At 66.0% G+C, this 24,064-nt stretch carries 23 protein-coding genes and 1 pseudogene; 17 read left to right on the forward strand and 7 right to left on the reverse strand.

Annotated features, from left to right (window positions below; genetic code table 11):
* The first annotated feature begins 96 nt into the window (after positions 1–96).
* Both zapE and BSIN_RS02960 read left to right on the forward strand, forming a co-directional pair.
* Entirely contained in the window at positions 97–1,194 is a 1,098-nt protein-coding gene (gene zapE / locus BSIN_RS02955; RefSeq protein WP_059518658.1) for a cell division protein ZapE, read from the forward strand.
* A 248-nt stretch (positions 1,195–1,442) separates the two neighbouring features.
* On the forward strand, positions 1,443–1,853 hold the full coding sequence (locus BSIN_RS02960) for a transposase (protein WP_089339461.1): 411 nt from the start codon (positions 1,443–1,445) through the stop codon (positions 1,851–1,853).
* A 53-nt stretch (positions 1,854–1,906) separates the two neighbouring features.
* Here BSIN_RS02960 and BSIN_RS25065 read toward each other — a convergent pair whose 3' ends face one another.
* A complete protein-coding gene (locus BSIN_RS25065; RefSeq protein WP_143757304.1) occupies positions 1,907–2,224 on the reverse strand; it encodes a hypothetical protein in 318 nt (105 codons plus the stop codon).
* 59 nt (positions 2,225–2,283) lie between these two features.
* On the opposite strand from BSIN_RS25065, the gene BSIN_RS02965 reads away from it, so the two are divergent.
* Positions 2,284–2,667 carry a transposase gene (locus tag BSIN_RS02965; RefSeq protein ID WP_089339462.1) on the forward strand — a complete coding sequence of 128 codons (384 nt, stop codon included), beginning with the start codon at positions 2,284–2,286 and terminating at the stop codon, positions 2,665–2,667.
* A gap of 99 nt (positions 2,668–2,766) precedes the next feature.
* Here BSIN_RS02965 and BSIN_RS02970 read toward each other — a convergent pair whose 3' ends face one another.
* The 4 genes and pseudogenes from BSIN_RS02970 to BSIN_RS02985 form a co-directional block, all read right to left on the reverse strand.
* On the reverse strand, positions 2,767–3,228 hold the full coding sequence (locus BSIN_RS02970) for a DUF2147 domain-containing protein (protein ID WP_089339463.1): 462 nt from the start codon (positions 3,226–3,228) through the stop codon (positions 2,767–2,769).
* Between the two features lie 187 nt (positions 3,229–3,415).
* Positions 3,416–5,071, reverse strand: a complete 1,656-nt coding sequence (locus BSIN_RS02975; protein ID WP_173678616.1) for a ShlB/FhaC/HecB family hemolysin secretion/activation protein — start codon at positions 5,069–5,071, stop codon at positions 3,416–3,418.
* Positions 5,072–5,247: 176 nt separating this feature from the next.
* Positions 5,248–6,429: a collagen-like triple helix repeat-containing protein gene (locus BSIN_RS02980; RefSeq protein WP_089339465.1), complete on the reverse strand. Its 1,182-nt coding sequence runs from the start codon at positions 6,427–6,429 to the stop codon at positions 5,248–5,250.
* Between the two features lie 140 nt (positions 6,430–6,569).
* Positions 6,570–7,913 (reverse strand): annotated as a pseudogene (locus tag BSIN_RS02985) (collagen-like triple helix repeat-containing protein); the annotation flags it as partial.
* 649 nt (positions 7,914–8,562) lie between these two features.
* On the opposite strand from BSIN_RS02985, the gene BSIN_RS02990 reads away from it, so the two are divergent.
* The 13 genes from BSIN_RS02990 to BSIN_RS03050 all read left to right on the forward strand — a co-directional run bounded on the left by BSIN_RS02990 (position 8,563) and on the right by BSIN_RS03050 (position 21,513).
* Positions 8,563–8,754, forward strand: coding sequence for a Flp family type IVb pilin (locus BSIN_RS02990; RefSeq protein WP_089339467.1), 192 nt, complete (start codon positions 8,563–8,565; stop codon positions 8,752–8,754).
* An 86-nt stretch (positions 8,755–8,840) separates the two neighbouring features.
* A complete protein-coding gene (locus tag BSIN_RS02995) occupies positions 8,841–9,323 on the forward strand; it encodes an A24 family peptidase (RefSeq protein ID WP_069234580.1) in 483 nt (160 codons plus the stop codon).
* Positions 9,320–9,805, forward strand: coding sequence for a TadE/TadG family type IV pilus assembly protein (locus BSIN_RS03000; protein ID WP_256583550.1), 486 nt, complete (start codon positions 9,320–9,322; stop codon positions 9,803–9,805). Before BSIN_RS02995 ends, BSIN_RS03000 begins: the two co-directional genes overlap by 4 nt.
* Positions 9,806–9,907: 102 nt before the next feature.
* Positions 9,908–10,813, forward strand: coding sequence for a Flp pilus assembly protein CpaB (gene cpaB / locus BSIN_RS03005; protein ID WP_089339468.1), 906 nt, complete (start codon positions 9,908–9,910; stop codon positions 10,811–10,813).
* 61 nt (positions 10,814–10,874) lie between these two features.
* On the forward strand, positions 10,875–12,242 hold the full coding sequence (locus tag BSIN_RS03010) for a type II and III secretion system protein family protein (protein WP_089339469.1): 1,368 nt from the start codon (positions 10,875–10,877) through the stop codon (positions 12,240–12,242).
* Positions 12,243–12,302: 60 nt separating this feature from the next.
* Positions 12,303–13,541, forward strand: coding sequence for a fimbrial protein (locus tag BSIN_RS03015; RefSeq protein ID WP_089339470.1), 1,239 nt, complete (start codon positions 12,303–12,305; stop codon positions 13,539–13,541).
* 3 nt (positions 13,542–13,544) lie between these two features.
* Positions 13,545–14,885: a TadA family conjugal transfer-associated ATPase gene (locus tag BSIN_RS03020; RefSeq protein WP_059518475.1), complete on the forward strand. Its 1,341-nt coding sequence runs from the start codon at positions 13,545–13,547 to the stop codon at positions 14,883–14,885.
* Positions 14,878–15,873 carry a type II secretion system F family protein gene (locus BSIN_RS03025; RefSeq protein ID WP_089339471.1) on the forward strand — a complete coding sequence of 332 codons (996 nt, stop codon included), beginning with the start codon at positions 14,878–14,880 and terminating at the stop codon, positions 15,871–15,873. Before BSIN_RS03020 ends, BSIN_RS03025 begins: the two co-directional genes overlap by 8 nt.
* A 5-nt stretch (positions 15,874–15,878) precedes the next feature.
* Complete coding sequence (locus BSIN_RS03030; protein WP_089339489.1) at positions 15,879–16,889, forward strand: type II secretion system F family protein; 1,011 nt, start codon at positions 15,879–15,881, stop codon at positions 16,887–16,889.
* A 23-nt stretch (positions 16,890–16,912) separates the two neighbouring features.
* A complete protein-coding gene (locus BSIN_RS03035; RefSeq protein WP_069234575.1) occupies positions 16,913–17,818 on the forward strand; it encodes a tetratricopeptide repeat protein in 906 nt (301 codons plus the stop codon).
* Between the two features lie 21 nt (positions 17,819–17,839).
* The gene (locus BSIN_RS03040) at positions 17,840–18,232 is read left to right on the forward strand and encodes a DUF3613 domain-containing protein (protein ID WP_059518467.1); all 393 of its coding nucleotides are present in this window, start codon (positions 17,840–17,842) and stop codon (positions 18,230–18,232) included.
* A gap of 32 nt (positions 18,233–18,264) precedes the next feature.
* Complete coding sequence (locus BSIN_RS03045; protein WP_089339472.1) at positions 18,265–20,106, forward strand: TadG family pilus assembly protein; 1,842 nt, start codon at positions 18,265–18,267, stop codon at positions 20,104–20,106.
* Between the two features lie 18 nt (positions 20,107–20,124).
* Complete coding sequence (locus tag BSIN_RS03050) at positions 20,125–21,513, forward strand: sigma 54-interacting transcriptional regulator (protein ID WP_089339473.1); 1,389 nt, start codon at positions 20,125–20,127, stop codon at positions 21,511–21,513.
* A gap of 211 nt (positions 21,514–21,724) precedes the next feature.
* On the opposite strand, the gene hfq is transcribed toward BSIN_RS03050, so the two are convergent.
* The gene (gene hfq, locus BSIN_RS03055) at positions 21,725–22,252 is read right to left on the reverse strand and encodes an RNA chaperone Hfq (RefSeq protein ID WP_089339474.1); all 528 of its coding nucleotides are present in this window, start codon (positions 22,250–22,252) and stop codon (positions 21,725–21,727) included.
* 315 nt (positions 22,253–22,567) lie between these two features.
* Between hfq and BSIN_RS03060 the strand changes: the two genes are divergently transcribed.
* Complete coding sequence (locus tag BSIN_RS03060) at positions 22,568–22,843, forward strand: PXPV repeat protein (RefSeq protein WP_089339475.1); 276 nt, start codon at positions 22,568–22,570, stop codon at positions 22,841–22,843.
* A 182-nt stretch (positions 22,844–23,025) separates the two neighbouring features.
* Here BSIN_RS03060 and BSIN_RS03065 read toward each other — a convergent pair whose 3' ends face one another.
* The gene (locus BSIN_RS03065; RefSeq protein WP_256583551.1) at positions 23,026–24,042 is read right to left on the reverse strand and encodes a DUF1571 domain-containing protein; all 1,017 of its coding nucleotides are present in this window, start codon (positions 24,040–24,042) and stop codon (positions 23,026–23,028) included.
* Between the last annotated feature and the right edge of the window lie 22 nt (positions 24,043–24,064).

Below are 24,064 nucleotides of genomic sequence, written 5' to 3' on the forward strand. Positions count from 1 at the left end.
CGCGCGCGGGCGCTCGCGCCCGCGCGGCGGCCTTGTTTCGACGGAGGCGGGCGGGTTTTTCCGCTCGCCTTTGTTTTTGTCTTGCCGGTTTGCATGATGAACGTCACCGAATACTACGAGCACGAGCTGGGAACGCGCGGCTACCAGTCCGATGCCGCGCAGCGCGCAGCGGTCGAACGGCTGCAACAATGCTATGACGAATGGGTCGCATACAAGGCGCGGCGCTCGAATGCATTCAAGAAGCTCATCATTCGCCCCGATCTGCCGCGCGGCGTGTACATGTGGGGCGGCGTCGGGCGCGGTAAGAGTTTTCTGATGGACAGCTTCTATGCAGTCGTGCCGGTGCAGCGCAAGACGCGGCTGCATTTCCACGAGTTCATGCGCGAAGTGCATCGCGAGCTGGAGGAACTGAAAGGGCAGGCCGATCCGCTCGACGAGCTCGCGCGCCGGATCGCGAAGCGCTATCGCCTGATTTGCTTCGATGAGTTCCATGTATCGGACATCGCCGATGCGATGATTCTGTATCGCCTGCTCGACAGGCTGTTCACCAATGGCGTGCAGTTCGTGATGACGTCCAATTACCAGCCCGACGATCTGTATCCGGACGGGCTGCATCGTGACCGGATGCTGCCCGCGATCGCGCTGCTCAAGGACAAGCTCGACGTGCTGAACGTCGACGCGGGCGTCGATTACCGGCAGCGCACGCTCGCGCAGGTGCAGGTGTATCACACCCCGCTCGGCGCCGAGGCGGATCGCGCGCTGCGGCATGCGTATGCGCAGCTTGCAGCCGTGCCCGACGAGAGCCCGATCCTGCATATCGAGAAGCGCGAGCTGAAGGCGCTGCGCCGCGCCGATGGCGTGGTCTGGTTCGATTTCGCGACGCTTTGCGGCGGCCCACGCTCGCAGAACGACTATCTGGAGCTGGCGAGCCGTTTTCATGCGATCGTATTGTCCGACGTGCCGCAGATGTCGCCGCGGATGGCGTCGGAGGCGCGCCGCTTCACGTGGCTCGTCGACGTGCTGTATGACCACAAGGTCAAGCTGCTGATATCGGCGGCGGTGCCTGCGCAGGCGTTATATGTCGAAGGGCCGATGGTCAACGAATTCAGCCGGACGATTTCACGCATTGTCGAGATGCAATCGAAGGAATATCTCGAAACACCACGTCGTTTGGTTAATACTTCGCTAACCTGATTCGATTGTTCCGGTGCGATTAAATTATGGTGCAATGCGGCATTTACATTAAAATGATTGAGTTCGATTAAATTTGATTTATGTAATCCGGCTAACATAAGTGTCCGTAAGGCTGCTCAGACAAGGATGGGAAACAGTTAATTTCAGTTAATTCGGTATTAACTATTCATAAATCTTCGGTCGCCTTATATTCAACGCCAACTCGACTCGATATCGTTGTGTCATGTTCTTCCAGAACGGAGAGACTCATGACGCCGTATCACGACATCACCGATGAGGAGTGGCAACGCGTTGCCACTCTATTGCCCGAGCTGCGTCCTCGCAAGGAGTTGCGTGGACGGCCGCTCGCCGATACGCGCGCGGTGCTCAACGGTGTGCTGTGGGTGATTTATAGCGGCGCAAATTGGTCCGCGATGCCCCGCCGTTTCCCTGCTTATCAGACTTGTCACCGTCGTTTCAAGGCATGGCACGAGTCGGGGGCGCTTAAACGCGTGCTGGCCGAACTGTTCGGCACCGAAAGCGAGGATTTGTGCGAGCAAATGGCGCAGCGTATGCGCACGCATTTGCGTACGAAAACGGCCGATGCAGGTAATGCCGCGCCGTCGTCGCCCAGCGTGCCGCGTCACGAACCCGTGCCTGCGCTCGAACAGGCTGCATAAAAAACCGGCGTCGATTTCGGCGGCTTCATTAGGCGGCTTCGGCCACAGTGTGGTCAATCGTGGCTTCGCCGCCGCCGACGACGGCCGATCGGATAACGACGCTTGTCTTGCGCGCGGGCGCAAAGCAGCTTTTTCAGCGTTTTCCGACCACGCGAGCGGCGCGATGCGCAGTCTGCGCTCACTGCCGACGGACCCAGATCCGCGAACATGCCGTGCCGCGACACGCCGATGCGCCAATGCGTGGCGTGTCTCCATCCTCCGTCTTCAAGCGATATCCGGGCGGTCCTTAGACCTCGCCGCTTTGCGGGGGAGACGATGTTGTCGCCATCCCGATAACCGTTTTTTTCCTTCGCCGCTTTGATGATCGTCAAATTTCCGACGATTGGATCTCGATATCGTTGCGTCATATTCGTCCCGAGCGGAGACAGCCATGGCGCCGTATCACGACCTCTCCGATGAACAGTGGCAGCGCGTTGCCGCTCTGCTGACCGAGTGGCGCTCGCGCAGCGAATTGCGCGGCCGGCCGCCTGCCGATGCGCGCGCGGTGCTCAACGGCGTACTGTGGGTGATCTACAGCGGCGCGAACTGGTCGGCGATGCCGAGCCGTTTCCCTGCCTATCAGACCTGCCATCGCCGCTTCAAGGCGTGGCACGAGTCCGGCGCGCTCAAGCGCGTGCTGAACGAACTGTTCGGCATCGACAGCAACGACTGGTGCGAGCAGATCGCGCTGCGCATGCGGCATGCATCCGCGCGCGAAGGGCGTCGAAGCGTCGGGTCGTCTGGAACCGGCGGCTTGAAGCGGCCCGGGCTTTGATTGGACAGCGCGAAGCGCTGCGCCTCATCGATGGAAAAACCGGCCTCGCGGCGGCGCAGGCCGGCTTTCTTTTGGCCGCGTGCGGCACGCGGGTTGCGCTTACTGCTGGCGAACCCAGGTCTGCGAGCGGCCGAGCAGCGACACGCCGATATAGCCGCGCACGACGAGCTTCTGGCCGCCGTCTTCGAGCGACATCTTGCATTTGTAGACCTTGCCGTTTTCCGGGTCGAGGATGTTGCCGCCGTCCCAGTGATCGCCTTCCTTCTTCATCGCCTTGATGATCGTCATGCCTTTGATGAGCTGGTCCTTGCGCTCGTCGGTGCACGCAGTACAGCGGCGATCCGGCGTATCGTTCTCGCCGAGCCCCTTGATGACCTTGCCGGACAGCTCGCCGCTCGCGTCCTCGCTGATCTGCACGAGCGCTTTCGGTTTGCCGGTGTGATCGTCGATCGTCTGCCAGACGCCGACGGGATTGCTTGCCTGAGCGAGCGCGCCGCCCGCGCAGAGGGCGAGTGCGCCGGCGATCGTGATCGAGCGCAGGGAGCGGGTCAGTTGGAACATGTCTTCCTCCTTGGGTTACACAATGTCGTTGTCGTCGATTGCCGGTTTGCGGCTGGCACGCCGTGTTGCGTGGCGATGCGCGCGAGCCCTGGTGAGAATACGTGAAACCGGATGTCTCGTTTGATACAAGTGCTTCTAATCGAAGCGGGCCGCGGTTTGTCGGCACGCGCGTGTGCTGCTTTTCACTTCAATAAAGTTGATACGAGAACGATGCGTTCACGCGCGGGCCGCGCGACGCGCTTTCGATCGGCGCATCGCCGACGGGCTTCGCGACAGACAGATCGAGGTTGTAGAAATGGCTGTCGGTCAGCCGCACGCCGAGCCCGACCGACGACAGCTTGCGCGGCACCGGCGTGCCCGAATGCAGGTACACGCGCGCCATGTCGCACGACACATACGGCGTGATGGTCTTCAGATACGCGAAGCCCGGCGAGAACGCGCGATTGATTTCGAACGACGCGCCCCAGCCTGAATCGCCCGACGTTTCGCCCGGCTCGTAGCCGAGCGCGAAGCGCTGCGCGCCGAACGAGATCTGCTCGCTCGTCGGCAGCGAATCGGGGCTGTACTGGCCCGTGAGCTGCACGGTGGTGCCGATCTTGAGCGGCCATTCGTTCGTTTGCACGAAGCTCGCGCCGGTGCGCCAGAACGTCGTCGAAACCGGATTCAGCGCCGAGATGCCCGGCACGTTCGTGATGCCCGATTTCGACGCGCCCAGGATATCGAACGCCTTGGCGACATTGAAGCTGATGCGTTGGACCTGCTTGGGCTGCACGTTGGCGTAATCGAGCTGCATTTGCAGCACGCGCACTTGCGAGCGCGTGCCGATGTAGCGGCCGGACTGCTGGTTCTGATAACGGTCTTCGTTGTGCGATGCATAGCCGGACAGCGTGCCCAGCAGGCTGCGCTGATTGCTGAGCATCAGCGGATAGGACGCCGATAGGCCGAGCTTGTCGTTGATGACGGTGCGCCGCACGCCCGGCAGCGCCGTCTGATCGACCGACGGATTGCCGTGATAATGGCTCGCGTCGACGCGCGTGACGAGCCCGTTGCTGCCGATCGGCACGGCGCCGCTGAACGCCACGTAGGTTTGATCGTTCGGGCCTTTCGGGAACAGGGCGGAAAGGCTCAGCTGCTCGCCGAGCGACGTGAGCCCGTTCTCGGTTACCGTGAAGAGCCCTTGCAGACCGGGATTGCTCGTGTTGAGTCCGGCGCTCACGTTGAACGGCTTGCGATCGACGTTCAACTCGAGCGTCGTTGCGCCGTCGGTGTTCTGCGGTGGCGCGACGTTCGCCTTCACGCTCAGGCCCGGCAGCAGCCCGAACGTGTTGACGTAACGCTCGAACGTCGCGCGGTGCAGCGGCCGGTCGTCGGTGATGTGCGCGGCAATCGCGCGAATCTTCGGCTCCATTGCGCCGGGCCTGCCGGTGATTTTCACATTCGACACGTAGCCTTCGACCACCGTCACGCGCACCACGCCGCCTTCGAACGTCTGCGCGGGAATGAACGCGAACGACAGCGCATAGCCGCGATCCTGATACAGCTTCGTCACGCCGTTGGCCGTTTCGATCAATTGGCCGATCGTGATGTCGCGGCCCACGAGCGGTGTGAAGCGTTGCGAGATTTCGGCAAACGGAATCGACTTCACGCCTTCGACCTGGAACGAAGTCGGCGTCAAATGGCGGGCGAGCAACGTTTGTATCTGTTGCTCCTGCGGCGTGACTTGCACGGTGACGCTGGGCCGTTGCGGGGTGTTGATCTGCGGCAAGGCTTCAAGCGGATTGCCGCCCGAGCGCGTTTGCGCGTGCGCGATGCCGGCCGTCGCGGCGAGCGCGAGCGCGAGCATCCAAGATTCTTGTCTGGATTTCATGGTGACTCCTCGTAGGCCGTCCTGCTTCTGATCTTCTAGTGTCGATACGCGGCGCGCCGTGCCCCGTGCGCCGCGTATCGCGGCATGCCGTCGTTCCGGTGGCGCCGGAAAACGACGCCGCGCGCGTTCGCACCCGCGCGCGGTATTTCGGATTACTTATTGCCGATGCCGCCGATACTTCCGAGCGAACCGAGCTGGCCCGTGACGGGCGTGAGCAGGCCGGTGGAACTGCCGGGTGATGCCGCCGCGCCCGTCAGCGTGCTCGTGACGGTATTGAGCAGGCCCGTGATGGGCGCAAGCGGGTTGCTCGAGCCGCCGGGCGTCGCGCCGCCGAGCGTGGACAGCGCGCCGTTCAGCGGATTGCTGAGTGGCGCGCTGGCGCTCGAGCCGGTGCCGCTCGCGACGCTCGCCGTGGTGCCGCCGACGATGCTCGTGATGAGGCCGGGAATCGGCGCCGCGCCGTTCGGCGCAGCCGGATTGACGAGGCCGCCCGCATTCGTCACGGTGTTGCCGAGCGCCGATACGAGCTGGCCGGCGTCGCCGGCGAGCGGTTGCGACGACGAGCCGGAAACCTGCTGACCCGCCGAGCTGATCGCGCCGCCGACTTGCTGCAACAGACCCGATACCGGTTGGCCCGCGCCCGTCGTCGTGCCGATCGTCTGGGTGGCCTGGCCGGCCGTGATCAACAGCGGCGTGATGGCCGCGCTGAGCGGCTGCGTGGCTTGCTGGACGGGCCCGGTCGACAGGGCGTTGCCAAGGGTCGTGCCGCCCGCGGTCACGGCGTTGGCTGCCGTCGACAGCGCACCCGCGAGAGGCGTCGTGACGGGCGCGAGCGGCGCGAGCGGGCCCGTGCCGAGCGCTTGCACCGTCTGGCTCGCGCCTTGCAGCGTGCCGCCTGCCGCGCTCACGACGCCGCCGAGCCCGGCTACCGTCGTGCCGACCGGATTCGGCGTGGAGCCGGTCTGCCCCAGGCCGTTGCTCACGGCATCGGCCGCGGCCGTCAGAATGCCGCCAGTGCTGCCGAGCGTCGCGCCGACGCCTTGCGAGACGCCGCCGCCGAGGCCCGGCACGCTGGTCGAGCCGATCGTGTTGCCGAGATCCGTCGTGGTTTTGCCAAGCGTGCTCACGACGCCCGGGGTGCCGGTTGCGGTCTGCGTCGAGCCGGAGCCCGAGCCGGAGGTCGTGGTCGACGGCGTGCCGCCGTTGCTGGCCGACGGCGGCGCGCTCACGCCGCTGCCGCCGCACGCCGCGAGCGCGCACGCGGCGGCCAACGCGGTGAGCGGAGCGCGCCAGACTCGGAGCGCGAACGACGGGGCCAAACGTTGCTGATTCATGATGCTGCTCCTCGTTGTCTTCTTCGATTCCTCGATGCCGGATGGGGGCTTGCTCTTCAATTGCGGTGGCCGCCGCCGAGCAGCCCGCCGATGAGGGACGTGACGGGCGCGAGCGGGTTGCCGGCCGCGCCGGCCGTGCTTGCCGCGCCGCCGCTCGAGCCGGTCAGCGGCGCCGTGAGGCCGGCCACTGGATTCGTCGACGCCGCGCCGGTCGCGCTGGACAGCGCGCCGGTGACGGGCGCGAGCGGATTGCCTGCGGCCGCGCCGCCGCCGGCCGCGCCGGTCAACGCGCTGGTGACGGGGGCAAGCGGATTGCCGCCAGCCGCGCCGCCGGCGGCATTCGTCAGCGCGCCCGTGGCGGTCGATACGATGCCGCCGACCGGCGCGAGCGGCGTACCTGCCGTCGCGTTGCCAAGCGCATTGGTCAGGCCGCCCACGGCCGTTGCGACCGGCGCGAGGGGGTTGGTCGGCGCAGAGCCGCCCGTTACCAGGCCGCCCAGCGAGCTGATCGTGGCGCCCGTCGACGACACCGTCGAGCCGAGGCCCGTTGCGACCGGATTGCCGCCGCCCGTTTTGGTGATCAGCGCGCCGGCCTGATTCACTCCGCCGCCGATCACGCCAAGCAGCGTATTGGCGGGCGCGCCGAGGCCCGTCGCGTTGCCGACCGTCTGCGTGGTGCCCGCGACGGCCGTGGTGATCGGCGTGATCGCCGAGCTGACCGCTTGCGTGACTTGCTGAACGGGGCCGGTCGACAGTGCGTTGCCGAGCGTCGCGCCGCCGTTGGTGACCGCGTTGCCGGCCGTGGTCACCAGGCCGCCGACCGGCGACGTGATCGGCGCGAGCGGCGACAGGGGGCCATTGCCGAGACTGGTGACGAGATTGCCGGTTTGCGTGAGCGCGCCGCCCAGTTGACTGACGACGTTGCCGGTGCTCGCGACCGTCGTGCCGATCGGATTGGCGTTCGGCGAACCGAGCTGGCCGAGGCCGCTCGATACGCCGTTGCCCAGCGCGCTGAGCGCGCCGCCCGCGCTTTGGACAACCCCGCCAAGCGATTGCGTCGATTGCGGATTCGCGCCGGGCAGCGGCGTGCCGCCGATGACCGAGCCGACGCCGGAGACGGTCGAGCCCGCATTGCTGATGACGTCGCCCGCGTTGCCGGCGACCGTGCCGATTGCATTGGCGCTTGAAGCCGAGGTGCCGCCCGAGGTCGAGCCGCTGCCGGAGGTCGAGCCGCCGCCCGCGGTGGTCGTCGAACCCGAACCGCCGCTCGCACCGGAGCCGCCGTTCGCGCTGCCCGCGCCGTCCGTGCCCGCACCGCCGCCCGTCGTGGAGATTGCGCCGCCGCCGCTGCCGGCGCCCGAATCGCTGAGGCCTTTGCTAATCGAGCCGGAGCCGCCGCACGCGGTGAGGGAGAGCATGGCTGCGACGGTGGCCGCGATCAAAGTCGTCCGGAGCGTGCCATGAGCAATCGTTTGGGTGTTCATCGTGTCCTCGCATGGGGTTTGTCTGTTGATTGCGTTGCTGCTGCGGTCACATCTCTGCAACAGTCATGCCATTGCGTCGGACGATGCAACGAACCGGTGCGAGGGCCTACCGGAAAGCCTTACTGGATGAGGAGGGCGGGCAGGGCGGTAAGGGTTTCCGATAGGGGGCCGGATGGCATGCGGCGCTCGCGTTTCGCGGCGTGTCGTAACGTAACGTCGCGCGCTCGGCGTTACGTGCACGGCGTAACAGACAGTAAAGGCGTGGACTAGTGAATCGTCTGTTTTACTGATGATTAGGTATGTATATCTAACCTATCGTAAATCCTGATAGGTAAGGACTACCGATCGGTCGTAAAAATACACATCAGACGGCTATATATGGCCGGGTAAAGTTGAATAAAAAAGTGGAAGAAAAAAAGGTTCGGATATATGATGTTGCGCTCGTGCGTAGATTGAAAGATTTGTACATCGGGGAACGCGAAGCGACGTAAGCCGCCGGATCGTCAACTTGTATCAAATTGTTAACGACTCATGAAAAAAGAGTTATAACAAAACTGTCTGGTCCGGCCGGTTAAAATCGGCCGGCGGGCGAGGCGGGCCGATAGCGTCAAGTGAAGGCCAACGAGAACTCAAGGCACGAGGATCGATTATGAAAGCACTGATCAAGCGCTTCCTGAAGGACGAGGCAGGGGTGACCGCGATCGAATACGGGCTGATCGCGGGGCTGCTGGCGGTGGCTATCGTAGCGGCCGTTGGGGGAGATACTGGGCTGACCGGCAGTCTGAAGGACGCGTTTGCCGGTATTGCCAAGCAAGTCCAATCCAACGCGCCGGCAAAATGAACTGATTCCGTTTCCTTTCGCATTATTACAGCCGTATGGATTGTCGCCGGCAATCCATACGACGTTTTCATGCGGCTGGAGCTGAAATGATTCAATTATTCAGTATCGGACTTTTTTTCATCTGGTCTGCGGGCGTTGCGATTGCTGATTGCCGTGATCGCCGTATCCCTAACCAATGGGTGCTCGCCGGGCTTGTGGCCGGTATCGTTTTTACAATAAGCCGACATAATCCATTTGGTACGACATTATCCGGTTCATTGATCGGCGGGTTGGCCGGTTTTGCTTTTCTTTTTCCGTTTTTTATTCTGCGCGTGATGGGTGCCGCGGACGTGAAAATCTTCGCGGTGCTCGGCGTATGGTGCGGTTTGCCGGTGCTGCCGTGGCTGTGGATTGCCGCGAGCATCGCCGCGGGCGTGCATGCGCTCGGCGTCGTGCTGTCGAGCCGTCTGCCGGCCGGCGCGCCTGCGCTCGCGCTCGGCGCGCGGCGGGCGACGCCTTACGCCGCGTTTCTCGTCGCGCCCGCCGCCGCGTGGCTCGCGTATCTCGTCCATATCGGAGGCGTGCGTTGAGCGCCAAGCGCACGCCGGCCGCGCAAACGTTCGTAACGCCGCGGCGGCAGCGCGGCGCGACCGCCGTCGAATTCGCGATCCTGTTCCCGCTGTTTTTCATGATTCTTTATGGGCTCGTGACATACGGGATGATCTTCGCCGCGCAGCAGACGCTTACGCTCGCCGCGACGGAAGGCGCCCGCGCCGCGCTCGGCTATCAGGCGGCCAGCACGCCGACCGCCGCGCTGGCCGCGAGAGCGGACGCCGCATGCACGGCCGCGAAAAATCTGACGGGATGGTTGGCGGCGAAGGGCAGCGAATCGGCATGCGTGTCGATGAGTTGCGCGTATGCGCCGTCGATGGACTGCATCCAGGTGACGGTCACGTATCCCTACGCCGCGAACCCGCTGCTTCCGGCGATCCCGTTGTTCGGCGCGGCGCTCGTTCCGTCGACGCTGTCGAGCCAGGCAACGGTGCAGCTCAACCCCGCCAATCTTCTATGACCTTCGCGATATAAGCCCGACATTGCCGTGCCTTGGCGCTGGCGCGGTTTTTTTCAACCCGGTTCTTTCGCTGCCGTTTCGACGACTCGACGATAACAAAACATGGCCACTCATCTGACCAAGATCATCGCGGGATTGCTGATCGGGCTCGCGATCCTGCTCGGCATTTACGCGTGGCTGCTCGCGCGGCAGCCGGCGAGCGTCGCGCCGAGCGCCGCGAGCGCGGTCGCGATCCGAACCGTGCCCGTGGTCGTCGCGGCGCGCACGTTGCCGGCCGGCCAGCCGATTCCGGCCGACGCGTTGAAGGTGCAGCAAGTGCAAACGCCGCTCGCGGGCGTGTTCTCGAATCCGGCGCTGGTCGCGGGCCGCGTGCCGGCGGCCGATATCGCGGCGCAGTCGCCCGTGCTCGAAGGCGGGCTGATGTCCGGCCTCGCGGATCAGATCGCGCCCGGCGAGCGGGCGGTCGCGATCAAGGTCGACGAGACCAACGCGGTGGGCAGCCGCCTGCGTCCCGGCAATTTCGTCGACGTGTTCGTCAATCTGAAGCGTGACGGCGGCTTTGGCGCGACCGGCGCGGAAATCGCCAGATCGCAGGCGCGGCTCCTGTTGTCGCGCGTGCGCGTGCTGGCGTTCGGCGATGCGACGCCGGATCGCGACGGCGCGCCGGGGCCGGCCGGCGTCAGCGTGCGCACCGCGGTGCTCGCGGTGCCGACCGCGCAGGTCGACGCATTGACGCTTGCCGAGGCGAGCGGCCGCCTCGTGCTCGCATTGCGCAGCCCGCGCGACGCCGAAGTGGCCGCCCAGACGGTGGCGGCGCGCACGGCGAACGGCGCGGGACCGTCGGATCTCGCGGCGAGCGGGCTGTCGCTCGCCGAGCTGTCGCGCAGCAACGGCGCGGCCGCGGCCGTCCGCCCGGCCGAGCCCGCGCGCGCGCCGGCAGCGCAGCAGCACGCGGGCGGCGGCATCGAAGTGATACGAGGCGGGCGGGTCGAAACGCTCGCCTATTGAAAGAAGCGCATTCGCACAGTGACGGCAGGGAGAAGGCCGGCTCGCACCGGTTTCCGACACGATGAAAAATAGATTGATTGGATGGGGCATCACGATGCTCGTCGCGTGGCTGTCGTTTGCCGCGCACGCCCAGCAGCCTGGCACGATCGAGCTGGCGGCGGGCGGGCAGCGGCAGATCGCGGCCGGGCGCAGCTTGCAGCGGGTGGCGATCGGCGATCCGGATGTGGCCGACGTGCTCGTCGTCAAGGGCGGCCGCGGCGGCGTACTGCTTGTCGCAAAGGCGCCGGGCTCGACCAGCCTGATGGTGTGGGAGCGCGGGCGCGACGAGCCGTCCGTCTATACGGTCAACGTCACGAGCGCGGCGGCGCGCGCGGTGCTGGGCGGCGGCGCGCCGAGCGTGAAGACGTACAACGGCACGACCGTCGTGTCGGGCGAGGCCGCCACGCTCGACGCGCACGAGCGCGCGCTGGCGCTCGGCAGGGGGATGACGGGCAAGGACGGCGGGCTGATCGACACTTCGTCGATCAGTGGCAAGAATGTCGTGCAAGTGGATGTGCGGGTCGTCGAGTTCAGCCGCTCGGTGCTCAAGCAAGCGGGCCTCAATATCTTCAAGCAGAACAACGGTTTCACGTTTGGCGCGTTTTCGCCAAGCGGGCTCACGTCGGGCGGCGTGAGTTCGTCGGTCACGACCTCGACGCTGGCGAACACGGCGGCGGCCACCTCGACGCAGGCGCTGTCGAGCGTGGCGCCGATCGCGTCCGCGTTCAACCTGGTGGTCGGCTCGATGTCGCGCGGCATTTTCGCGGACCTGTCGATCCTGGAGGCGAACAATCTCGCGCGCGTGCTCGCGCAGCCGACGCTGGTGGCGTTGTCCGGGCAGAGCGCGAGCTTTCTCGCGGGCGGCGAGATTCCGGTGCCGGTGCCGCAGGGGCTCGGCACCACGTCGATCGACTGGAAGCCCTACGGCGTCGGCCTCACGCTCACGCCGACCGTGCTGAGCCCGCGCCGGATCGCGCTGAAAGTCGCGCCGGAATCGAGCCAGCTCGATTTCGTGCATTCGATCACGATCAATAGCGTGACGGTGCCGGCGCTGACGACGCGCCGTGCGGACACGACCGTCGAGCTGGGCGACGGCGAGAGTTTCATGATCGGCGGGCTGATCGATCGCGAGACGACGTCGAACGTCAACAAGGTGCCGTTTCTCGGCGATCTGCCGGTAATCGGCACATTCTTCAAGCAGCTTAGCTATCAGCAGAACGACAAGGAGCTGGTGATCATCGTGACGCCGCACCTGGTTGCGCCGATCGCGAAGAACGCGCCGCTGCCCGCTACGCCGGGCGAGCTGTCCGAGCAGCGCGACGGGCCGGTGTGGCGCTCGTACCTGGGCGGCGTGCTGTCGCCGGACGCGGGGCCGGGGTTCTCGAAATGAGCGCGCCACCGGGCGGGCGCGTGGGGGCCGCGATGCGGCGTGCAACAGGGGCGCTTCAACATGAATGCGAGAACGCAATCCTTGGCTGAACCTGCCGTGACCGATTATTTCGTCTGCGCGTCGCCCGACCGGGAGCACGTGCGGTGGCTCGCGCAGACCCTCGTGGCGGCGGGCGCGGTCGAGGCAGCATCGCTCGAGCCTGCCGCGCTCGCGCAGCGCATCGCCGGGGTGAATCCGGCGATCGTCTTCGTCGATTTCTCGGGCGGGCACGCGCAGGCGGCGAGCGCCGCGGCAGCCGCGGTGCGCGTCGCGCAGCCGATGCTGCCGATCGTCGCGCTCGGCTCGCTCGCCGAGCCGGAAAGCGCGCTTGCCGCGCTGCGCGCCGGCGTGCGCGATTTCATCGACATTTCCGCCAGCGCCGACGATGCGCTGCGCATCACGCGCGGGCTGCTCGATCACGTGGGCGAGCAGCCGAGCCGTCACGGCAAGCTCGTCGCACTGCTCGGCGCGCGCGCCGGGATGGGCACGAGCACGCTCGCCGCGAATCTGGCCGTGCTGCTGCAAAAGCGCACGGCCGCGCACGGCAGGCAAACGGCGCTCGTCGATCTCGGGCTGCCGGCGGGCGACGGCGCGCTGTTCCTGAACACGCGCTGCGAGTTCGATTTCGTCGAGGCGGTGCGCAACCTGCGCCGCTTCGACCGCACGTTCGTCAACACCGCGCTCGCGCGTCATGCGAGCGGCGTCGCGCTGACGACGCTGCCGCCCAGCCTCGCCGGGCTGCGCGACGTGTCGTATGCGTCATGCGTCGGTCTTCTGAACCGGCTGCGCGCGTTTTTCGATCATCAGATTGTCGATCTCGGCGGTTTCTCGAACCGCGATTTCGTCGCGCAGGCCGCAGGCGCCGCCGACGAGGCATGGCTCTTGTGCGACCAGGGGGTCGCGTCGGTGGTCTCTGCGGTGGAGCTGCTCGAATCGCTGCGCGATGCGGGCGTGTCCACCGATGCGTTGCGCCTCGTCGTCAATCAGTACGATGCGGCGCTCGGCCTGTCGCCGGCGCAGATCGCCGAGCGGCTCGGCATCGCGCTCACGGCGACGCTGCCGTCGCGGCGCGTGCCGATCGGCCATGCGGCCAACCGCGGCCGGCTGATCGTCGACGACGCCGAGCGCGATCCCTACGTGCGCGCGCTCGAGCCGCTCGTCGAGCGGCTCGCGGGCCGCGCCGGCGCGGCCGCACCGCGTTCCGCGGGCGGCTTTGCCGCGCTGCGCCGCCTCATTCAACCCACCTCCAAGCGCTCGTAACCGATGGGACACGACATTCAATTCGCCGATGGTGCGACGCCGTTCTCGCAGACGCAGCAGTTCCATGACGTCAAGAACGCCGCGCACGAGCATCTGCTCACGCGCATCGAGGAGCTGGGCGCGGAATTCGGCCGCTGGTCCCGGCAGGCGATCAACCAGTTCGTCGATCTCGAAATCGACAGCTTCGTGCGGCTGCGCCGCATCCCGCTCAACGAAAACGAGGTGCGCACGATCGCCGAGGCGCTGACCAAGGAGCTGGCGGGTTTCGGGCCGATCGAGGATCTGCTGGCCGATCCGCATGTCGAGGACATCCTGATCAACGGCTACAACGACGTGTACGTGTCGCGGCACGGCATGCTGACGAAACTGCCGGTGCGTTTTGCCGACAACGCGCATTTGCTGCGGATCGTGCGGCGGATTCTCGCGCCGATCGGGCGGCGTCTGGACGAATCGAATCCGATGGTCGATGCGCGGCTGCCGGACGGCGGGCGCGTGAACGTGGTGATCGAGCCGCTGTCGATCGACGGCCCGGTCGTGTCGATCCGCAAGTTCCGCAAGGACCCGCTCAAGCCCGCGGACCTGCTCGCAAACGCTACGTTCAACGCGGAAATCGGCGCGCTGCTGCAAGCCGCGGTCGATGCGCGCTGCAACATCCTGGTGTCGGGCGGCACGAGTTCGGGCAAGACCTCGCTGCTCAATGCGCTCGCGTTTCATATTCCCGAAGCCGAGCGCGTCGTGACGATCGAGGACACGGCCGAGCTGTCGCTCAATCATCCGCATGTGGTGCGGCTCGAGAGCCGGCCGGGAGGCTTCGACGGCAGCGGCGTGGTGACGATCCGCGATCTGCTGCGCAACACGCTGCGCATGCGGCCGGACCGCATCATCGTCGGCGAAGTGCGCGGCGGCGAGGTGCTCGAGATGATGCAGGCGATGAACACCGGCCACGACGGCTCGATGGGCACGGTTCACGCCAGTTCGCCGCGCGAGTGCCTGTACCGCCTGGAGATGCTCGCCGGCTTCGCGGGCTTTCAGGGCACCGAATCGAGCCTGCGCCGGCAGATCGCGAACGCGATCGATTTCATCGTGCAGATCGGACGGCTGTCGAACGGGCGGCGGCGGATTCTGTCGGTGACCGAGGTCACCGGGCTGTCCGACAACATCATCGCGACGCAGGAACTTTACCGGTACGAACCGCGCGTGAGCGCCGACGGCGAGGAGATCGATCACTGGGAATCGCTCGGCATTCATCCGCATTCGCCCAAGCTCGCGCGCTTCAGGCAGACGCTCGCGAGCGGCGGCTTCGGCGGCGAGCCGTTCGGCCGCGGCGGAGGCTTCAATGTCTAGCGCGGCGCTCTGGGCGCTGGCTGTCGCGCTGTTGTGCGCGGCGGCGGCGCTCGCGCTGTGGCGGCGTGGCCAGACGCATCGGGAGCGCGCGCATGCGGCACGCTTTGTCGACAGCCGGCTTCAGCCGGCGTCGCGGTCCGGCGCGACGCCGCCGGCCGAACCGAGGCGGGCGGCGGGCACTGGAGGCACTGGGGGCACTGGGGGCGCGACGGGAGCGAAGCCCGTCGAAGGGTTCGCGCGTTGGCGCGAGCGCGTGGCCGACCAATGGCTCAACGTATCGAGCCGCGCGGGCGTGCCCGAGATCCGCAAGCCGCTGACAGCGTTCGTCGCCGTCATCGCCGTCGCGGGCTTGTGGGCGGGCATGCGGGGCGGCCTGCTCGCGATGGCCGCGGCTTGGATGGCCGGCGCGGCGGGCGTCGCGTTCTGGCTCGTCGCGCGAATCAACCGGCGGCGGCTGCGCATCGTGCGCCAGCTGCCGTCGTTTCTCGACGGCATCGTGCGGCTCGTCACGCTCGGCAACAGCGTGCCGGCTGCGTTCCAGGCGACGCTGCAGACGACCGAGCAGCCGCTGCGCGATTGTCTGGACCACGTGTCGCGGCTGCTGCGCTCGGGCGTCGAGATCGACCGGGCGATGTTCCATGTCGCGCGGCTTTACCAGATCGACGAGTTCGAGCTTGTCGGCTCGGTGCTGAAACTGTCGGTGAAGTACGGCGGCCGGGCGGACGTGATGCTCGACCGGATGGCCGTCTTCATGCGCGATCTCGAGCAGGCCGAGCGGGAGCTTGTCGCGATGTCGGCGGAAACGCGGCTGTCCGCGTGGGTGCTGAGCTTGCTGCCGGTTGCGCTGGGCGGCTTCGTGATTGCGACCAACCCCGGCTACTTCAGCGCGATGTGGTTCGATCCGACGGGGCGCGAGCTGGTCTATCTCGCGTTTTTTCTGCAACTCGCCGGCGGCTATTGGCTGTACCGGCTCGCCCGGCTGAGGTGACGACGATGGAGCCCGCTCGCATTGGAGCAATCGCGCTCATGCTGGGCGCACTCGGCGTGCTGATGCTGGCCGTGCTCGCGGTGCTGCGCGTGCTGCTTGCGCAAAAAAGCGGCCGCACGCTTGCCGATGCGCTCGAGCAGCGCGCCGCCGCGCTCGAGGCGCTGGCGGCGCGCACGGCGGCGCCGAGCGCGGCGGGGCCGCGCGCGTCCGATGTGCAGCAGGCGCCGGACGGCGGGCATGCGCGTTTCTCGGCATTGCTCGAGCGGGCCGGCCGGTTCGGAATGCGTCTGCTCGACACGCCGCTCGGCAAGCAGATCGTGGCCGACGAGGATCGATTGCTGCTCGAGCAATGCGGATACGTCGACGCGCGCACGCGCGGCATTTTTCTGAGCGCGCGGATCGGCTGCGCGTTGGGCGTGCCGATCATCGTGATGCTGATCGGCGGCGCCCGGGTCCACAAATATCTGGTTGCGTCGATCGCACTGTCGGCGATCGTCGGCTTCATGCTGCCGAAGCTTTACGTGCAGCGCCGCGCGGCGGCGCGGCGCCAGGCCGTCGTCGACGAGATGCCGCTGCTCGTCGACATGCTCAGGCTGTTGCAGGGCGTTGGGCTGTCGCTCGATCAAAGCATCCAGGTCGTCACCAACGATTTCAAGGGGATGCTGCCCGTGCTGTCGTCGGAGCTTGCGATCGCGCAGCGGCAATTCGTCGCGGGCCGCACACGCGAGCAGTCGCTGCAGCGGCTGGCAAGCGGCTTCGACAACGAGGATCTGCGCGCGATCGTGCGTTTGCTGATCCAGGTCGACAAGCACGGCGGCGCGGTGCAGGAGCCGCTCAAGCAATTCGGCGACCGCCTGCGCGAAGTGCGCCGCGCGATGCTGCGTGAGCGCATCGGCCGCCTCACCGTGAAGATGACGGGCGTGATGATTGTCACGCTGCTGCCCGCGCTGTTCATCGTGACGGCCGGGCCGGGGATGCTGGCCGTGATGCATGCGCTCGCGGGCGTGCATCGCTAGCGGGCAACGAAGGAAGGAATCACATGGAACGAGCGGGTTTTTCGACGGCGATGGCGGCACTGGCGGCGTGCACGCTGCTGCTCGGTGCATGCGCGTTCAAGGAATCGGGATACGGGATCGGCGCGCAGGCCGAGCGTGCCGCGCTGATGCAGGCCGCGGCCGACAAGAGCGCGCCTCCCGATACGCCCGGCATGTATCTCGGCCTGATTGGCCGGATGCAGGCGCAGGGGCTCTATTACGCATCGCTCGCGCATATCGACGCTTATGAGAAGCAGTATGGCGCATCGCCCGACACGATCCTGCTGCGCGCGGATGCGTTGCGCGCGACCGATCAGCCGGCCGCGAGCGCCGTTGCATACCGGCAGTTGCTCGACACGCCGCTCGCGTCGCGCGGCCATCGCGGGCTGGGGCTGCTCGCCGGCGCGTCGGGCGATTTCGAGCGCGCGTCGCAAGAGCTTGCGCAGGCGGTGGCGCTCGCGCCCACCGATGCGCCGACGCTGTCCGATCTCGCCTATGCGCGCATGCGCAGCGGCGACGTGACGGGCGCGCGCGTGCCGTTGATGAAGGCGGCGGAACTCGATCAGCACAATTCGAAGATCCTGAGCAATCTCGCGCTTTTTCTGCTTGCGACGGGACAAACGCGTGAAGCGCTTGGGCTGATGGATCAACAGAAGTTGCCGAGCGCCGTGCGCACCGAAATTCGTAGCGATGCGGCGAAGATCGCCGCCGCCGCGCGAGTGCGGCAGCGCAATTTGACGCGGCCGGGCAGCGCGCAGGCGGCAAGCGCGGCAGGTACGGCGGGATCGGCGAATGCGTCGAGCGCGCCGGCCGCGGGCGGATCTGCGGCAGCGGCCAATGATGCTGTGCCCGTGGCGGTGGCCGCGGGGCTGGAGCCGGCGGCGGCGCCCGCGCGCCAGCACTCGCAATAACAGACGTTTTACGGAGTCGATATGACGACGCATGACCCCATCCAGATTCCGGCTGCCGGTTCGTCAAGCGGGCGGCCGGTCCGCGCGGCGTTCGCATTTGCCTTGGCCGGCGCGCTCGCGTGCGTGACCGCCGCGACAGCCGCGCACGCGCAAGTGCCGCAATCCGCCGCGCCCGATGCATCGGAGGTCGGCCACGCGACGCAGGCGTGGGCCGAGCTTCAGCGCAGCAACCGCGAGGCCGCCGCGTCGCAGCCGCTGCTGGGCGACGCGGCGTCGCACGCTTACCGGCGTTACATCGATTCGTTCAAGACGAAGATTCCGCCGTTTTATGGCTCGGCCGCAGGGATGGGGCATGGGAGCAGCGGTGGTGGAGGCGCGAATTATCTGTTGACGCCGACATCGGGATCGCAGTGATAGAGCAATGCCGTGACGCAGCGAGGAAACGCATGCCGTTAGCCCATCGTCCATTCGAGCGCTCGCCGCGTGTTCGCCCGCCCGCGCACGCAACGCCGGCGCGCCAGCGCGGCTCGTTTGCCGTCGCCGCGGTGGCATGGCTGCTGGTTGCGATCGCCACGCTCGGCGCGATCGATATTGGCCATGTGTTTTTCGTGCGCCGCGACTTGCAGAAAGTCGCGGATATGGCGGCGATCGCAGCCGCACAACGCATCGTCAACGATGCGTGTACCGAGCCGGCCAAGGCAGCGGCCAGTAATGCGGCGGCCAACGGTTTCGATCCGGCTGCGTCCGGCAACACGCTGGTTGCGCCCGTGTGCGGCCGCTGGGACCCGCAGCGCTTTCCCAGCGTGCAAGGCTATTTCGTCGCGCAGGTCGAGCCTTTGAACGCGGTGCAGGTGACGGTGGAGCAGGACGTGCCGTTTTTCTTCGTCGGCCCCAGGCGCACGCTGTCCGCGACGTCGATCGCGAAAGCCACCAACACCGATCAGTTCACGGTCGGCACGACGCTCGCGAGCCTGCAGGGAGGTCTCGTCAACGGCTTGCTCGGCGCGTTGCTGCATACGAATCTGAGTCTGACGGTGGGGGCGTATCAGGCGCTCGCGGCCACGCAGATCAAGATCAGCGATTTGGTGGTGGCAGCGAACGTCACGACCGTCGATGCGCTGCTGAATACGCAGATTACGGCCGCTCAGTTCATGCAACTGATGATCGACGCGCTGACGAGGACGCAGGTCGTCAATGCAAGCCGGCAGATCAGTCTCGACGCGATGCAGTCGATGCTTTCGGCGGGCATCGGCGGCGGCAATCTGATCAATCTCGGCAGCCGGCCGGGCGCGCCCGGCGTGATTTCGCTCGGCCTGTCCGACAAGCAGGCCGCGCTCGACGCGAAGGTCAATCTGTTCGACATGCTGATGGTCGCGGCCGAGGTCGGTCAAGCCGGGCAGCCGGCGATCAATGTGCCGGTTGGCTTGAATCTGGGCATAGTCCACGCGACGCTGAATCTGCAGATCAACACGCCGCCGTCGATCGCGCTCGGCGAGGCCGGAATCGATCCGGCGACGGGCGATTGGCGCACGCAGACAAGCAATGCAATGGTTCGGCTTTATTTGGATATCGCGCTTGATACTGAGCACAATCAAATATCGGCAGGATTGTTGGCGCCGGTCTTGAGTTTGCTGCAGTTTCTCTTGGGCAATTTGGTGCAGATCTCGGTGCATGTGCCGATAGTCTTGGAGGTTTCGACGGGCCGGGCGTGGCTGGAACAGACGAATTGCGAATCCACTGCTTCGGCAAGCACGGCAGTCGTTGGCGTGCAGCCCGGGCTGGCGAACCTCTGCATTGGACAATTGCCGTCTGGCGATCCCAATACATCGCTGAACTCCGTCTGCAGCCAACCCACGACGATTTTGTCGTTGGGCGTGTTGCATGGTCGCAAGCTGATCGAACTCAAGACGAAGGGCACTCAATTGCCCGTCGAAACGCCGCAATCCGACGCGGTGAAGCTCACGTTTAATGGCGTCACGGGCGATGCGGACGATTATCAGTCCGCCAATTCAAACGCCGTGGGTTCGCAGCTCGCGAACGCGTTGTCGCAGCTTGCGTCGTCATGGTCGCAGCCGAAGGGGCTTGACATATCGATCCTCGACGCGTCTCTTCCTCTCGAATTCATCCTCAATCCGCTCCTCAATCTACTGACCGGCGTTCTCACGCCGATTCTTGGCGCACTCGACCAGGTGGTCGTCCCGCTGCTGAATCTGCTGGGCGTGCAGGTCGGCGTTGCGACGGTCCATAACGAGGCACTGACCTGCGGCGCCGCGCAAACGGTTTACTGAATTGATTCACATATAACGATGAGAAACGCGAACGCAATCGAAGGACTCGACCTCTACGTGTGGGAGGGCAAGGCCGACATCGTCGAGCGGGTCGCGCGCTGCATGTCGAGCTTCGACGTCGAGGTGATCCGCGCGGACAATGCAACGCTTTCGCCCGAGCGCACGGCGCTGCGCCCGTCGCTTGCGATCATCAGCGTCACGATGATCGAAAACGGCTCGGCGTTCCTGCGCTCGTGGCAGGCGGACATGGGCATGCCGGTGATCTGGGTGGGCTCGGCGCGCGATCACGATCCGTCGCAGTATCCGCCCGAGTACTCGCATATCTTGCCGCTCGATTTCACGGGCGCGGAGTTGCGCGCGATGATTTCGAAGCTCGCGGTGCAGCTTCGCGCGCATGCGGCGCAGACGCTTGCGCCGACGACGCTCATCGCGCATTCGGAATGCATGCAGACGCTGCTGCAGGAAGTCGACACGTTCGCCGATTGCGATACGAACGTGCTGTTGCACGGCGAGACGGGCGTCGGCAAGGAGCGGATCGCGCAGCTTCTGCACGAAAAGCATTCGCGCTATTCGCAAGGCGAGTTCGTTGCCGTCAACTGTGGCGCGATTCCCGACGGCCTGTTCGAATCGCTGTTCTTCGGGCATGCGAAAGGGTCGTTTACGGGCGCGATCGGCACGCACAAGGGCTATTTCGAGCAGGCGGCGGGCGGCACGCTGTTTCTCGACGAAGTCGCGGACCTGCCGCTTTATCAGCAGGTCAAGCTGCTGCGCGTGCTCGAGGACGGCGCGGTGCTGAGAATCGGCGCGACGGCGCCCGTCAAGGTCGATTTCCGGCTCGTCGCGGCGAGCAATAAAAAGCTGCCGCAGCTCGTGAAGGACGGCCTGTTTCGCGCGGATCTCTATTACCGGCTCGCGGTGATCGAGTTGAACATTCCGTCGCTCGAGGAGCGGGGCGCCGTCGACAAGATCGCGCTCTTCAAGACGTTCGTCGCGTCGGTGGTCGGCGACGCACGGCTTGCCGAGCTTCCGGAGTTGCCTTACTGGCTTGCCGAGTCCGTTGCCGATTCGTATTTTCCCGGCAATGTGCGGGAATTGCGCAACCTCGCGGAGCGCGTCGGCGTGACGGTCAGGCAGACGGGCGGCTGGGACACCGCGCGGCTGCAACGGCTCGTCGCGCATGCGCGCCGGGCGCAGCCGGTGCCGGCCGAGAGCGCGGCGGACGTGTTCGTCGATCGCAGCAAGTGGGATATGGCCGAGCGCAGCCGCGTGATCGCCGCGCTCGATGCGAACGGATGGCGCCGTCAGGATACCGCGCAGCACCTTGGAATCAGCCGCAAGGTGCTGTGGGAGAAGATGCGCAAATATCAGATTTTTGACGAAGAACCCGAAACCCGCGAAAGCGAATGATCGGGCGCTCGCGCCGGCAAACGCGAAATTGCCGAAATGGTGGCGCAAATACGATGCAGCTGGCCGTGGAGGCCGGTTGGCGGCGTGCGATGGCCGGTCATGCGCCGGTGTTTGGTGCGGTGGCGTGAGACGCGACGCAGGGGCGAGACGCGGCAAAAAGCAAGCCGGCCACGGCTTGCTTTTTTTCAGCGCGACGGGGTTCGATCAGCGCTTATTGGCCGTCGGTCGGGCCGAGCGAACGCCGGCGGCGCGTAACGATCACGGGGCCGCTCGTATTGCGCTCCGACGTGGACGGGGTCGTCACACCTTCTTGCGGTTCGCGCGGCATGCCGTAATCGCGCGGTTCGCGGGGCTCGCGCGGCTCGCGGGAGTAGAAACTGTCGCCGCGCTGCTCGCGATGGCCGCCGTGCGAACCGTAAGGGCCGTGGCCGCCGCCTTCGCGCCCGCCAGGCCGGCCGCCGCCGTGGCTGCCTCCGCCGCCGTGGCCGCCACCCGTGCGCGGGCCACGCGGCCCGCCTGGGCGGGAGCCGCCCGTATCGAGCTGGATCGTCGAGATCGCGCGTTTATAGATGCCTTGCAGGCCGACGGGCGTGCGCAGCATCACCAAGTACTGATCGAACGATTCAATGCATCCCGTCAGGCGAATGCCGTTGACAAGATAAATTTCGACGCGCTTGCGTTCCTTGCGCGCGGCATTGATGAAATCGTTTTGCGGATGGGATTCTGCAGGATTGGCCATTCAAAAGCGGCAGATGCCGGCGTTAAATAAGAGTTATGCGTTTCGCCGCATGCGAGTTTTCACAGCGTATGGCGGGATTTTACCCTGTTCGAAGGCGACGCGTGCGCGAGCGTTTGTGTCCAACCGTTACCCACTATAGACGGTTCGGCCCGTTTGTGCGACGCGGCCGATCGGCCAACGTGCGTTTCGGCGGCCTCTGACACCATTTCGTTACGTTGCGTTACAGCGCTCGTACATCCGTTGCACCTGTTGACGTCCGGGCTCGCTAGAGTACTGGCATCGAGCCGGCCGACGCCGGCGAACCGAGGTGACAACATGAAAAAAATGCTGACCATGACGCTGCTGGCGAGCGTCGCGCTGGGCGCGTCGGCGGGCGCGATGGCGGGCGTGGATCTGTCGATCGGGCTCGGCCTGCCGGCTGCGCCGGTCTACGTCGCGCCGCAACCAGTGTATGTCGCGCCGCAGCCCGCCGTCGTCGCTTATCCGGCATACGGCGGCTACTGGCGCGGCGATGAGGGCGATGACGATCACGAGCGCTGGGAGCATTACCGCAAGCACTGGCGTAAGCGGCATCATCACGACGACGATTGAGCCGCAGCCCGAATGCGCCGCGACCGGGCCCGGCCGCGGCGTCAGCCGCCGGCCGGCTGGCAGGCCGCGTCGAGCCGCCGGTGTGCGGTATCGGCCGGTAAAAACGCGCGTCGGGCCCGCGCCGTTTGGCGTGCGCGCTTCTGTCATCGATCGGTGGCAGGGTGGACGGCACGATGCGCCGCTCAGAAGTGATAGTCCGGATTTTTGGAATCAAATTCGGAATCGCCTAGTGATTTCGGTGTGATTTTCTCGAATATCACGCGCTCGAATATTCGCCCGTCGTTGTCATACGATTCGACGGTACGAAAATAGGGCTGCCGCAGATCGAGGCCGAGCGTCGCCCGTTTTGCATAAAACGGCGGACGGCCCGGGGTTTCGTAGGTAAGCGCGATGACGCGCACGCCGCCGATCGTTTTCGCTTCGATGCGCGTGGGTTTTTGCACGCCCGCGTCACGATATTTTCGCGCTTCGCTCAGATAAAGATTCGCGATGAATTCGGTGCCGAGATCGCGCACCTGATGGTTCGATTGCGCGCGGGCGAGCGTGCCGTCGAGCGCCGTCCACATCGGCAGCTTGCCGAGCAGCCCGCCGAGGTGCCCGTACATCTCGTCGGCGCGCTTGGTCGAATCGTAGATCACTTCCTGGCCGCCGTGCGCGCCGTCCGGCAACCATTTCGCATAGACGCGCAGCGGCTCGCGCGTCACCTTGACAAGCATGTGATCGGGCTTGTCCGACCATTTGCCGTCGATGCGTTCCTGCCGCAGCATTGTAAATTCGTATGACGGATAGCCGATCGGCCCCGCCGCGATGTAGTCCGGCACTGCTTGCGGATCGAGCGACTGGAACAGCGCGGTGAGCGTCGCGTCGTCGAGCTTCTCGAGCGCACCTTGGCGTGCGGCGGCGCGCAACCCGCGCGCTTGCTGGCTGGCGGGCAGCGTTGCCAATTTCGCCAACTCGGCAGGCAGTGCCGCTGCCGCGCCGGCTTCGGCGGCGGCCGGCGCCGCAGCCGCTTCGCGTGTTTCGTGCGGCTGGGCTTGTGTGGGCCGAGGGCCGTCCGGCAAGCCCAGCCACAGCGCGGCAAACGCCGCGGCGTTCGCGCAGAGCCGCGCAACCTGCGCCACTCGCGCCACCGGCTGCCACGGCGATCGCGGCCGATGCGTCGGCGCGCAGCCGATGCGGTAATCATTGAGTCTCTTCATGAATATCCGGTTCGTTTCGAGC

Origin of the sequence: Burkholderia singularis (genome assembly GCF_900176645.1) — a bacterium.
GTDB lineage: Bacteria > Pseudomonadota > Gammaproteobacteria > Burkholderiales > Burkholderiaceae > Burkholderia > Burkholderia singularis.

What these genes read in the sequence shown, in the direction of transcription:
- zapE (WP_059518658.1), top strand. Translation starts at nt 97, where the DNA reads ATGAACGTCACCGAATACTACGAGCACGAGCTGGGAACGCGCGGCTAC.
- BSIN_RS02960 (WP_089339461.1), top strand. Translation starts at nt 1,443, where the DNA reads ATGACGCCGTATCACGACATCACCGATGAGGAGTGGCAACGCGTTGCC.
- BSIN_RS02965 (WP_089339462.1), top strand. Translation starts at nt 2,284, where the DNA reads ATGGCGCCGTATCACGACCTCTCCGATGAACAGTGGCAGCGCGTTGCC.
- BSIN_RS02970 (WP_089339463.1), bottom strand. Translation starts at nt 3,228, where the DNA reads ATGTTCCAACTGACCCGCTCCCTGCGCTCGATCACGATCGCCGGCGCA.
- BSIN_RS02975 (WP_173678616.1), bottom strand. Translation starts at nt 5,071, where the DNA reads ATGCTCGCGCTCGCGCTCGCCGCGACGGCCGGCATCGCGCACGCGCAA.
- BSIN_RS02980 (WP_089339465.1), bottom strand. Translation starts at nt 6,429, where the DNA reads ATGAATCAGCAACGTTTGGCCCCGTCGTTCGCGCTCCGAGTCTGGCGC.
- BSIN_RS02990 (WP_089339467.1), top strand. Translation starts at nt 8,563, where the DNA reads ATGAAAGCACTGATCAAGCGCTTCCTGAAGGACGAGGCAGGGGTGACC.
- BSIN_RS02995 (WP_069234580.1), top strand. Translation starts at nt 8,841, where the DNA reads ATGATTCAATTATTCAGTATCGGACTTTTTTTCATCTGGTCTGCGGGC.
- cpaB (WP_089339468.1), top strand. Translation starts at nt 9,908, where the DNA reads ATGGCCACTCATCTGACCAAGATCATCGCGGGATTGCTGATCGGGCTC.
- BSIN_RS03010 (WP_089339469.1), top strand. Translation starts at nt 10,875, where the DNA reads ATGAAAAATAGATTGATTGGATGGGGCATCACGATGCTCGTCGCGTGG.
- BSIN_RS03015 (WP_089339470.1), top strand. Translation starts at nt 12,303, where the DNA reads ATGAATGCGAGAACGCAATCCTTGGCTGAACCTGCCGTGACCGATTAT.
- BSIN_RS03020 (WP_059518475.1), top strand. Translation starts at nt 13,545, where the DNA reads ATGGGACACGACATTCAATTCGCCGATGGTGCGACGCCGTTCTCGCAG.
- BSIN_RS03025 (WP_089339471.1), top strand. Translation starts at nt 14,878, where the DNA reads ATGTCTAGCGCGGCGCTCTGGGCGCTGGCTGTCGCGCTGTTGTGCGCG.
- BSIN_RS03030 (WP_089339489.1), top strand. Translation starts at nt 15,879, where the DNA reads ATGGAGCCCGCTCGCATTGGAGCAATCGCGCTCATGCTGGGCGCACTC.
- BSIN_RS03035 (WP_069234575.1), top strand. Translation starts at nt 16,913, where the DNA reads ATGGAACGAGCGGGTTTTTCGACGGCGATGGCGGCACTGGCGGCGTGC.
- BSIN_RS03040 (WP_059518467.1), top strand. Translation starts at nt 17,840, where the DNA reads ATGACGACGCATGACCCCATCCAGATTCCGGCTGCCGGTTCGTCAAGC.
- BSIN_RS03045 (WP_089339472.1), top strand. Translation starts at nt 18,265, where the DNA reads ATGCCGTTAGCCCATCGTCCATTCGAGCGCTCGCCGCGTGTTCGCCCG.
- BSIN_RS03050 (WP_089339473.1), top strand. Translation starts at nt 20,125, where the DNA reads ATGAGAAACGCGAACGCAATCGAAGGACTCGACCTCTACGTGTGGGAG.
- hfq (WP_089339474.1), bottom strand. Translation starts at nt 22,252, where the DNA reads ATGGCCAATCCTGCAGAATCCCATCCGCAAAACGATTTCATCAATGCC.
- BSIN_RS03060 (WP_089339475.1), top strand. Translation starts at nt 22,568, where the DNA reads ATGAAAAAAATGCTGACCATGACGCTGCTGGCGAGCGTCGCGCTGGGC.
- BSIN_RS03065 (WP_256583551.1), bottom strand. Translation starts at nt 24,042, where the DNA reads ATGAAGAGACTCAATGATTACCGCATCGGCTGCGCGCCGACGCATCGG.